Origin of the sequence: Methanobrevibacter sp., from assembly GCF_045220775.1 — an archaeon.
Lineage (GTDB): Archaea > Methanobacteriota > Methanobacteria > Methanobacteriales > Methanobacteriaceae > Methanocatella.
The window spans coordinates 1-10,892 of the sequence record NZ_JBGUWC010000098.1 but is presented as its reverse complement, the minus strand read 5'-3'; the positions used below and the strand labels follow the sequence as shown (position 1 = coordinate 10,892).

Here is a 10,892-nt window from a genome sequence, read left to right as displayed (position 1 = left end):
TCGTCCATTTCATCTTTCTTACCTTTACCAGGTGCGTCACCGATGATAATAGCAGGAACATCTTTTTCAGATAATAATTCTCTTGCTCTTGCTGGTCCAGGTGCTCCTGGGTTTGGGCTGATGAAGATTGCGAAGTCAGGTTCGAAAGCGTCCATTTTAGGTATGACGTCTTCTACTTGTTCAGGGTTCATTTTTGCCCCAGATCCAAATGTCCTTACATCGATATTTGGTCTGTCTGCTCTTTCGTCTAACAATAAATCGAGTACAGGTGAAGTACCGATATTACCACTTTTAATAATTGCAATTTTTACAACCATAATATCACCTTTTATTTGTTTATTTTTTCAAATAGAATTAAAAAAATAAAATTGACTAACTAGATTAAACTAAATAAAAAATCGATTAAATAAAATAGTACAGCAAATACGATAAACTGATTAAATGAATTTAATTGATAATTTTAATAGTATTCGGGTAGTAAAAGAAACCTCCTATATAAACATATAACTATCTCCTCGTTTAGAATTAATATTCTAAGCTACTGAATAAAATAATAACTAAAATTCGTATTCAAACGATAATAGTTATCGGATAAGGAGAATAATCAGAAAAAATCAACTATTTAATAAACTACCTTTCTGACATTAGTAACAAATTACTAATCTTAGAAAGATAATCTAGGAAGGAGAAATGCAAATAGTTAATAATTAACTATTTACATCTATAGCTGGTTAAATTCTATTATTCGACTCAAGATAAAATTTGATAAACTAATATCAGATTATCCAACGATTTGATTGTTTATTTCCTTTTGTAGTTATTGTACCATATGGCTGATTTGTATACAATTTCCTACAAATTTTAATTGAATATCATGCAATGTTTTATAATCATTGAATAGTTACCATTGAGTTTTAAACAAATGATTGAAATGGAATATGCATGGCAATTTCCACGATATAACAATCATGGCAACACCAATCACATTTTCCCATTGCTTAAAATAATCATTCGTTAATAATTGCAATTTAAATTATTTAATTAAGAAATTAAATTAAATAACCTAATAGTAAGTAATAGTAATAAATATATAAATGTTATTAAAGTATTACTCTTAAAAATAACGTTTAAATATTAAAATAAGCAATATCATAAATTATTTTGGCAATAAACCATCATTCAATATTTTAAAATGACAGCAAAAAATTCTGAATCCTCCGATGGACAATGATAATAATTGCCAAAAAAATGAAAACCATAATTAATCATATAGATTAAATAAAAGATTGTTTGAAATATGCAAAATAGTTTAATTAGAACCAATAACATGAAACTAAATAAATTAAACAGTTTAATAAAATATCTTTAAAATTGAAGCACAAATATAATAGAAAAAATTTAGTAATACTTTTTTTAAAATTAATACTAACCAAAAACATAAAAAATAATTAAAAAGTATTACAAATATGAGTAAAATAAAAAAATTGAGAGAAATTATGCGTTTCTCTCGAGTACAAAATCTGCAATGTCAGCAAGTACCTGTTTAGATGGAGAATCATCCAATATTTCGAGTACTTCTTTGGCTTTGTCAACAGATTCTAATGCCAAATTGCGAGCATATTCAATAGCACCACAATTTGTTAAAATATCAATCGCCTCAGCTATATCATCTTCAGAATTATTTTCATCTTTTAAGATTTCAAGCAATCTTCCAGACTCATCACTAGCTAATCCTTTTATTGCAATGATGGTCATCTTGCCTTTGCCGATGTCAGAACCAATTGGTTTGCCTAAAGTCTCTTCATCTGAAGCCAAATCAAGATAATCATCTTGAATCTGGAAAGCAAGACCGATCAAACGACCGTATTCATACATTGCATCAATGACTTCATCTGATGCTCCACCCATGATTGCTCCAGCTTTAGTGGCTGCCGCAATCAATGCGCCGGTTTTTTTGAAAATCATTTCCATGTACTCATCTTCTTCAACATCAAATCTTTCCTCAAAGCCCATGTCCAATGCCTGGCCTTCACAGATTTTTACGCAAGCATCCGCAACAGTGGCTAAAGCCTTGTTGTTTTGATCGGAACTGGTTCCTTCGGTCCCAATAATTATTTCAAATGCTTTTGAAAATAATGTGTCTCCTGCCAAAATTGCCACATCATCTCCCCAAACTTTGTGAACGGAAGGCATCCCCCTTCTCATATCATCCTGGTCCATGATATCGTCATGAATCAATGAAAATGTGTGGATAAGTTCAATAGCCGCAGCAGACTTTAAAGCATTTTCACGATTTCCTCCAACAGCTTCAGAAACAATTAATGTTAATGCTGGCCTAAGCATTTTTCCACCAGCTCTTGTAAGGTAAACTGATGCTTCAGCAAGATTATCAGGAGTGATAATTGATAATTCTTGTTCAATTGTTTTTGTAATGTCAGTTGAATAATTCCCGAGTACTTCTTTTACATCGCTCATTTAAATCCCTTTTCCTCTTTTAACTTTTAAAAACTTGTGCTTGCGCATTTCTTAATATGTGAATATCATATCCAATCCTATAACCTTCTTCTTCAGCAAGTTCAGCATAAGCTGCAAGCATTGATAAATCTCCGTGTGCCGGAATAATATGTTGTGGTTTTACCATACGTAAAAATTCCCTGTGGTCTTCTCTTCCAGCGTGTCCGGAAACGTGAGCATTAGGATAAATTCTTGCACCTTTTAATTTCAATCTCCTTTCCATGATATGTCTATTTGCAGCATTGGTCGGGTTTGGAATAATAGGTGCGGAAATAATAACGTTGTCACCCTTTTTAATGTTGAAAGGAGTTCTGCCATTAGCTATTCTTGGAAGAAGAGCATCAGGTTCTCCTTGGTGACCTGTAGTTACAAGTAAATAATTGGCCCTATCTTCATCAGCCCTCATTAATGCCTTATTTACAGCCTTCGGAGATCCGTAAATGCTGGCATTTTTCGGTAATTTTAAAATTCCCAGGTTTTGTGCAATACCGCAGAACCTTTCCATTGACCTGCCGAGGAAAAATATTTCCCTATGGCTTTTTTTAGCAATGTCTGCAATGGCCTGCACCCTTTCAATGTGGGATGAGAATGTTGTAACAATCATACCTGTATCTTCTTCTAAAGGCCCTTTCATTACATCCTCTAAAATATTGCGGGCAATACGCTCTGAATGAGTTTTTACTTCCTTATAATTTATGGCATTAGTTGTTTCAACTATTAATGCAAGCACTCCCTCTCTTCCTAATTCCTTTAATCTTTTATAATCAGGCGGCGGAGATACTTTTTGGTGATTATCAAATTTGAAATCCAATGCATAAACAATAATCCCCTCTGGAGTATGCAAAACTGGAAATACCGCTTGAGGAATACTGTGTGTTGATTGAACAAATTCCAAAGTGATATCCTTTGAAAGTTTTAATTTATTTCCAGGGTTTAACGGTTTAATTTCATTAGTTACCTTGAATTTACGTTCCCCTTTAATCTGCTTTTCAATCAAAGCTGCAGTATAGGGTGTTCCAATTAATGGTGCATCATATCTATGTGCCAATTTGGCGACGGCACCAATGTGGTCCAAGTGACCGTGTGAAAAGACAATTCCTTTTACTTTACCGTCAACATCTTTCATTAATGTATCATCAGGAATTACCCCTCTTTCAATTAAATCTAAACTATGCATCCTGTCGATATCTGTATCTTCGTGCATACTAATTCTGTCAAGATGAATACCCATGTCAAAAATGATAACGTCTTCGCCAATTTTGACTGCAGTCATGTTTTTCCCGACTTCCTGGTATCCACCAATAGCGATTACTTCAACGCTCATGTTTCATCTCCTTGAATAATTTTTTGTGTTAATACCTCTTTCATTCAGCCATTCTCTTGTTTTCCCACGAATGACTAAATTTGATCGTTTTAATTCTTCAATGTTACTAGCTCCCACTAAAAACATTGCAATTCTTAATGAATCATTAAATCTTTGAATAAACTTATTTAAATTTTCTTGAGAAGAAGAATTCTTTAAAAACGGCAATGCCATACCTACAGCATCCGCTCCAAGAGCAATAGCTTTAGCCGCTTCAAGACCTGTTCGAATTCCTCCGGATGAGATTACCGGAACGTCAACCGCATTAACAACTTCGGCTGTGCTAATTGCAGTTGGAATTCCCCAATCCCAAAATATTTCGCCTAGATACCTATCTTCTGCACGGTATGTTTCAACAGCGGCCCAGCTTGTTCCGCCTGCCCCTTCAATATCAATATAATTAACTCCAGCATTAACTAACAGTTGAGCTGATTCTGCTGAAATTCCGCAACCAGTCTCCTTTGCAAGTACTGGAATGCTTACGGAATCTGTTATCTGGCTGATTAAATCAATATATCCTCTTGCATCCAAATCGCCTTCAGGCTGAATTGATTCCTGAAGAGGATTTAAATGAATGGCCAAAATGTCCGCATCTAAAATTTCGACAGCCTTTTCGGCCAAGTTCAATTGTGGAGCTCCAATATTTCCTACCAATAAACAGTCAGGAGCGTTTTCACGAACAATTGTATAAGTATCTTCCAATTCCGAATGTTCACATGCTGCCCTTTGAGATCCAACACCCATAGCAATTCCATTATTTTCAGCGGCAATTGCTAATTGTTTATTGATCTCCTTTGCAGCAGGATGACCTCCAGTAATGGCTGTTATAAATAAAGGTGAGTCTAATTTTTTACCGAAAGCATCTGTGGACAAGTCAATTTCCTGTTTGTCTATTTCCGGTAAAACATTATGAATTAATTCTATGTCTTCAAATCCATTAGTTTTGTCTTTAAACTCTACGTCATAATTTTCACATATTAATAAATGCTCTAATTTTCTATCTGAAATCATATGTTAATTTCCCCTTGAAATTACAGTTCCTTTAACTTCTTCGTTTTCTAAAACCTTAAAAATATTATTTTCAACTTCAGCATTTATTATCTTAGATTCGATTCCTAAATCCGCTAAATATAATAATTCTTTAATTTTTCCAACCATTCCGCCGGTTACATCAACATTTGTTGTTCCTTCCAGCGTGTCTAAATCTTCAAGAGAAGAAAATCTATCAAAAAATATTGCATCGTCATGAGTTTTCGGGTTCTTGTTATAAACGCCGTCAACATCTGTTCCGAGTATCACTCTATCAGGGTTAAGATTAATTGCCAAGTATTGTATGAGCTGGTCTCCTGAAATTACGCAAATCTCCAACTCCTCATCCAATACGACATCACCATAGATTACCGGAATAAATCCCTTTTCCAAGTATCTTTTAAAGGAATCAAGATTTCCATGGGTTATCCTTTTATTGGTAGCTGTCATAAAGCTTGAAGCAGGAACTGCTACAACAGGCAACCCTTCCTCTATAAATGCTTCACAAACAAGCATGTTCAGTTTTTTAACTGCATTCTGGGTTTCGCAAAAACCTATCCTTTTTTGAGGCCACTCTGATTTATCGAATTTCTCGCCGATTTTGTATTTTTTGGCTGGCGGATGTCCGAATGATCCTGCACCATGGACAATGATTAGCTCCTTATCTGATTTTTCCAATGAAGATTTGATTTCAGAAGCAATCCTTTTGAGGCTTGCAACATCAACTTCACTTTCTTTGGAGTCCTTATTGGTCAATATGCTTCCGCCAATCTTTAAGATAATCATAAAATCACTTGTAAACCCTTGAAGAAACTCCTCTTCTAGTAAATCTGACTTTCAAAATATTATCATCGCGAGCAATAGCTTCCGCCACTTCATCAACTTTTCCCGGACAAAGTGCAATAATACTGCCTCCACCACCTGCACCGGTAGTTTTGGAACCAATAGCTCCAGCTTCTCTTGCATTATAAACCATACGAGACAATTCTAATGTGTTTACACCGATAACATCCAAAAATCCATGATTAATATTCATCAATTCACCAATTTTATTGTAATCCTTTTTTAAGATTGCCTGTTTTGCATAATTTGTCAGGTTTCCCATTGCGCTAATAACAGGATTAATGATTTTTGGATTTTTATTCTTAAGGTTCTTTACGTCTTTAACCATCTTTCCGGTGTTTCCATGTTTTGTTGTATAGCCTACAACCAAAGGAGCATTGAAATTCACTTTAAAGTGTTCCACTTTTTTATTTCTTGACAAGTAAACAAGCCCTCCATATGTGGAAACAAGAGTATCCAGTGGACTGGCTACTCCCTGAACCGCTTGCTCAACCATATGAGCATCATGGGCCAAAGACTTTTTATTGAAACGAACATTATGATATCTGTATAATGCAGCTAGCGTAGCTACTGTAACGGCTGCAGATGAACCGAGTCCGGAACCAATAGGAACATTTGATGACAATGTAATTTCTATTGGAGAATGGTCGTGTGCTCTGTAAAGAGATTCTAAAATGTATCTGATAATGCCTGGCTTTCCTTTTGTTAGGATATATTTTTTTTCTTTTGAAAGCAATATTGCTTCAAATCCAATATCAGGTGCTTTGAAGATGGAGTCATCTGAATCTGACTCTTTAATTGTGACGTATGCTCTTTTATTAACTGCCCCTGCAATAGCAGGTTCTCCGTAAACTACAGAATGTTCGCCGAACAGAATAGTTTTTGCCGGAGCAGAAGCCTTAGCTATCATAAAAACACCTTATTTAAAAACTCCTGAAGCATATCCTACAACTGATGTTAAGTCCCCGGTAACATCTCCACTTGTTCGATAAGCCAATAGCTCACAAGTATCCATTTCACGCCTCTTTGAAAGTGAAATAGTGGTCATTACCGGACCATAACCACACATTGTAATATTGTATTGAATAACTTCTTCAAATAATTTGAATTCATTCATTTCTTCAATGTCCTCTAAAACAAATCCATCAACTTTATTTGCCTTTTCCTGATTGTTGAAATGGGACAAGTCAGTACTGGCAATAACGCAATAGGATTTATCCAATTTGTTTCCCGCTTCAAAAATGGCATTAGCCAAATCTGTTGAAGTTAGGAAATTTTGAGTTCCCATAGTAATGGGAACTATTTTGAAATCAGAAGAAAAATATTGTAAAAATGGTAGCTGGACTTCTATGCTGTGTTCTCGAATATGGGCATGAAAATCTGCGCTGGCAAAATCCGAAACGGAAATTATCTCATCCGCAAATTCACCATCCACTTCAACACTGCCCAAAGGAGTGATCCATTCCCCCTCATTAAAAACAGAAATTTCGCTACCGAAACCCGTATGGTTAGGGCTCAATATAATAAAAACTTCAGGAAAACCATTTTCAACGATTTTGCAATAGCCATGTGAAGCTATTGCACCTGAATATTGATAACCTGCATGTGGAACCATAACATTGATAGGGTACTCTGTACCTTCAAAATTACTTATTTCTGGAATAAAACCGACGCCTGAATCATCTAAAAAACAGCTTTCAATAAGTCTTGTTAGATTTTCAGCATCTCGCGGATAAAATGCTCCAGCAACAGCAGGTTGTCTTATCATTTGACTCACTTAAAATTTAAGTTCGAAGTCAGTTGCTTCAATATCCAAGTCACCGTCTTCAGGAATGTCTCCTCTTTCTCTTAAGATTTGTCTTGCAAGTAACCAGTATACTAAAGCAATAGCTTTTCTACCTTTGTTGTTTACAGGTACTGCAATATCAACAAAACTGAGTAAGTTTTCAGTATCACATAATGCTACAACAGGAATTCCGTTTTGTTTGGATTCTAAGATTGCTTGAGCATCTGATCTTGGGTCAGTTACAACGATAATTTTTGGTTCGATGAATTTAGCATAATTTGGGTTAGTTAAAGTACCAGGGATGAATCTGCCAGGAATGGTTTTTGCACCGGTAATTTCACCGAATTTTTTAACAGGGGCCTGACCGTATTGTCTGGTAGCCACTACTAAAATATCCTCTGGGTCATATTTTGCTAAAAGTTTTGCAATTTGTCTGATTCTTTCATCGGTTTTTTGAATATCCAATACGTATAAACCGTCGGATCTTACTCTGAAAATGTATTTTTCCATATCACTAGTCTTTTGTTGGGTTCCGATATGTAAACCAGCTGCTAAATAATTATCTAAGTCAATTAAAAGTTCGTCATTTGCCATTTTTTCACCTATATTTAATCTTCATCTTCAATTTTTACACATTCATTAGGACAAACGTCCATACATACTTCACAATAACTGCATTCTGAAGGATCGGTAATTACAATCTTGTCTCCTTCAAGAACTAAAACTTCCATAGGGCAGACATCAGCACATTCTGCGCAGTCAGCACCATCACATTTATCATAATCAATAGTTACTTTAGCCATATTAATCTCCCCAAAACGTTTTAAAATGTCCCCATTTTTGGATTTGGAAGCTCTTCTTCAATACGGATAAGCTCATTTAATTTAGCTATTCTTTCCCCACCAATAGCTCCGGTTTTAATCATTGGAGATGCAAAACCAACAGCCAGATGAGCAATAGTTTCATCAGTAGTTTCACCGGATCTGTGAGATACTACCGGAACAATGTTATTCTCCTTAGCCAATTTTACTGTAGCGTAAGTTTCGGATAATGAACCAATCTGATTCGGTTTGATAATGATGGCGTTTGCAGCTTTCATTTCAATACCTTTAGCTAAGATTTCCTTGTTTGTTACAAATAAATCATCGCCGCAAATCAGACATTTATCCCCTACTTTTGCAGTCAATTGAGCAAACCCTTCAAAGTCGGCTTCATCAAATGGGTCTTCTACATAAAACATATTGTAAGTATCAATAATATCTTTTACGAAATCTATTTGATCTCCGGTATCCCTTTTAATACCATCTTGAGCATAAACATATTTTTGCTCATCCGCATTCCATAATTCGGATGCGGCCATGTCTAAAGAAGGTCTGATTTCAATACCTAACTCATCACCAACTTCTTCACAAGCCTGAGCTTGGATTTCTAAAGCTGAATCATTTGCAATATTAGGCACCCATCCTCCTTCATCACCTTTACCGCCGGTAAAGTTTGAATCTTTAGTTTGAATTAATTCTTTCAATCTTTTATGAACGGAAGCATTGGCAAAAATTGCATCACTAACGCTAGTGGCTCCAATAGGAACAACTAAGAATTCCTGAATATCCGGTGCATTAATGCCTGCGTGTGCTCCTCCATTCATCATATTTCCAAGAGGGAAAGGTAATTCATTAACTAAGTTTCCACCAATGTATTTATATAATGGCATATTATAAGATGCAGCTGCAGCTTTAGCTACTGCCATTGAGATTGCTACAGTAGTATTGCCTCCAATAGCAGATAGATTGTCGGTTCCGTCAACTTCCCTTAATACCTCATCGATAGTTGCCAAATCCTCAGCATCCATTCCGATGAGTTCAGAAGCGATTAGGTCTTCCATTTCACTTACAACTTCATCAATTCCACCTTTAGGGTAGGATACTACTTCTCTTGAACCAGTACTTGCCCCGCTAGGTGCGGCAGCTCTACCTGAACTATTCCAAGTAACTACATCTACTTCAATAGTCGGGTTACCTCTGCTGTCCAAAATCTTTCGAACTTGGACGTCCTCTATTATACTAACCAAAAAAAACACCTCAGTGCCATTTAATTTATTACCAACTAACCTATACCCTTAAAAAATCAGTAAGTTTCTTTATAGAGTTATGTTGGTATTTTTTATTTTTTTTAAATAAATATTAGGAATAAATAGAAAAACTATTTATTCATCTCTAATTACATCTAATGGTAAAACTCCAGCTTTGAGTTCTTCGTAAGCTATGTCAATTGGATCTAAAGAGTCCTTAATTTCCACCAAAGGTTTAGCCCCCATAGATATTTGAATTGCTCTAGCTCCAAGAAGTCTAGCTCTTTCAAACCTTGTTAACTTTTTTTCAACATTCATGAATATTACTTCCATTTTTAGGCATATATTTTACCAAGATTTACATTTACAATAAAACAATATCCCTACAACTTGTAAAAATTATTCCCAAGTTTCCACATGAGAAATTAACATTCTTCTACAACAATATCTAGTTAAACCTAAGTCATCTAAAACATCTTTAGACTTTTCACCATTTTCATTTACTCTTTTGTTATATTCATCAAAGTAAGCTGAAACAGGTTTACCACAACTTAAACATCTTATAGGAATCATTTATATCATCTTTTTAGTTTAAATAAAATATTAAATTACAGATGAAATTATCTGTAACTTTTTTGTTTACGTGCTCTTGCTCCAGGACCACCATATTTTTTAGGTTCTGAACGTCTTGGGTCACCTACTAACATGGTTCTGTCATATTGAATGAATTTTTCTTTTAAATCCATATCTTGTGACCATTGGACAAGTCCTTTTGCAATTACCATACGTGCAGCTTCAGCTTGGCCCATTACTCCTCCACCAATGACTTTAACATTGATGTCAACTTCATTAGCTAAGTCGCCTGCTAATTTTAATGGTTCTTGTAATTTTAAATTAGCAAGTTCCGGGGAGTATAATTCTAAAGGAACTTTGTTAATTCTTACTTTACCAGTTCCTTCACGAACAGTACCTCTTGCGATAGCTGTTTTACGTTTTCCACTAGTATGAATAACTTTAACCATAATCACACATCCATTTATCTAAAAGGTAGCTCCTAAAAGTTTGGAAATTTCTCCTAACTCGATACCTTTTTTAAGATCTTTGTATTCTGCTTCAGGAACTGAAGTGAGTTCTGCATCTGCATATTCTGCTGGTACGCCAACAAATGCTTTTAAGCCTTTGTATGCAGTTTTACCTTTTGCTTTTTTGAAAGGTAACATTCCCCTTACAGTTCTTCTAAATATATCATCTGGTCTTCTAGGATATTTAGGACCTAAGTCACGAGGGTT

Annotated in this window: 13 protein-coding genes and 1 pseudogene; all 14 read right to left on the bottom strand. The window is 35.2% G+C overall.

Annotated elements, in window-relative coordinates:
• On the bottom strand, positions 1 to 317 hold a 317-nt coding region (locus ACJROP_RS06085), incomplete at its 3' end, for a F420-dependent methylenetetrahydromethanopterin dehydrogenase (protein WP_406534592.1).
• 1,177 nt (positions 318 to 1,494) lie between these two features.
• Entirely contained in the window at positions 1,495 to 2,475 is a 981-nt protein-coding gene (gene idsA / locus ACJROP_RS06080; protein ID WP_406534591.1) for a short chain isoprenyl diphosphate synthase IdsA, read from the bottom strand.
• A 19-nt stretch (positions 2,476 to 2,494) separates the two neighbouring features.
• Positions 2,495 to 3,838 (bottom strand): RNase J family beta-CASP ribonuclease, encoded by a 1,344-nt coding sequence (locus tag ACJROP_RS06075; protein WP_406534590.1) that lies wholly within the window; start codon positions 3,836 to 3,838, stop codon positions 2,495 to 2,497.
• Positions 3,839 to 3,841: 3 nt separating this feature from the next.
• The gene (gene fni / locus ACJROP_RS06070; protein WP_406534589.1) at positions 3,842 to 4,888 is read right to left on the bottom strand and encodes a type 2 isopentenyl-diphosphate Delta-isomerase; all 1,047 of its coding nucleotides are present in this window, start codon (positions 4,886 to 4,888) and stop codon (positions 3,842 to 3,844) included.
• Positions 4,889 to 4,891: 3 nt separating this feature from the next.
• Positions 4,892 to 5,692 carry an isopentenyl phosphate kinase gene (locus tag ACJROP_RS06065; RefSeq protein WP_406534588.1) on the bottom strand — a complete coding sequence of 267 codons (801 nt, stop codon included), beginning with the start codon at positions 5,690 to 5,692 and terminating at the stop codon, positions 4,892 to 4,894.
• 4 nt (positions 5,693 to 5,696) lie between these two features.
• On the bottom strand, positions 5,697 to 6,659 hold the full coding sequence (gene mvk, locus ACJROP_RS06060; RefSeq protein ID WP_406534587.1) for a mevalonate kinase: 963 nt from the start codon (positions 6,657 to 6,659) through the stop codon (positions 5,697 to 5,699).
• 9 nt (positions 6,660 to 6,668) lie between these two features.
• A complete protein-coding gene (locus tag ACJROP_RS06055) occupies positions 6,669 to 7,517 on the bottom strand; it encodes an MEMO1 family protein (protein ID WP_406534586.1) in 849 nt (282 codons plus the stop codon).
• Positions 7,518 to 7,526: 9 nt separating this feature from the next.
• A complete protein-coding gene (gene rpsB / locus ACJROP_RS06050; RefSeq protein WP_406534585.1) occupies positions 7,527 to 8,129 on the bottom strand; it encodes a 30S ribosomal protein S2 in 603 nt (200 codons plus the stop codon).
• 14 nt (positions 8,130 to 8,143) lie between these two features.
• On the bottom strand, positions 8,144 to 8,338 hold the full coding sequence (locus tag ACJROP_RS06045) for a 4Fe-4S dicluster domain-containing protein (protein WP_067043591.1): 195 nt from the start codon (positions 8,336 to 8,338) through the stop codon (positions 8,144 to 8,146).
• A 20-nt stretch (positions 8,339 to 8,358) separates the two neighbouring features.
• Positions 8,359 to 9,603, bottom strand: coding sequence for a phosphopyruvate hydratase (eno, locus tag ACJROP_RS06040; RefSeq protein WP_406534584.1), 1,245 nt, complete (start codon positions 9,601 to 9,603; stop codon positions 8,359 to 8,361).
• Between the two features lie 135 nt (positions 9,604 to 9,738).
• Complete coding sequence (locus tag ACJROP_RS06035) at positions 9,739 to 9,936, bottom strand: DNA-directed RNA polymerase subunit K (RefSeq protein WP_292740280.1); 198 nt, start codon at positions 9,934 to 9,936, stop codon at positions 9,739 to 9,741.
• Positions 9,937 to 10,002: 66 nt separating this feature from the next.
• Positions 10,003 to 10,176 (bottom strand): DNA-directed RNA polymerase subunit N, encoded by a 174-nt coding sequence (locus ACJROP_RS06030; RefSeq protein WP_406534583.1) that lies wholly within the window; start codon positions 10,174 to 10,176, stop codon positions 10,003 to 10,005.
• 47 nt (positions 10,177 to 10,223) lie between these two features.
• Positions 10,224 to 10,625 carry a 30S ribosomal protein S9 gene (locus ACJROP_RS06025; protein ID WP_406534582.1) on the bottom strand — a complete coding sequence of 134 codons (402 nt, stop codon included), beginning with the start codon at positions 10,623 to 10,625 and terminating at the stop codon, positions 10,224 to 10,226.
• A gap of 18 nt (positions 10,626 to 10,643) precedes the next feature.
• A pseudogene (rpl13p, locus tag ACJROP_RS06020) lies at positions 10,644 to 10,892 on the bottom strand (50S ribosomal protein L13); the annotation flags it as partial.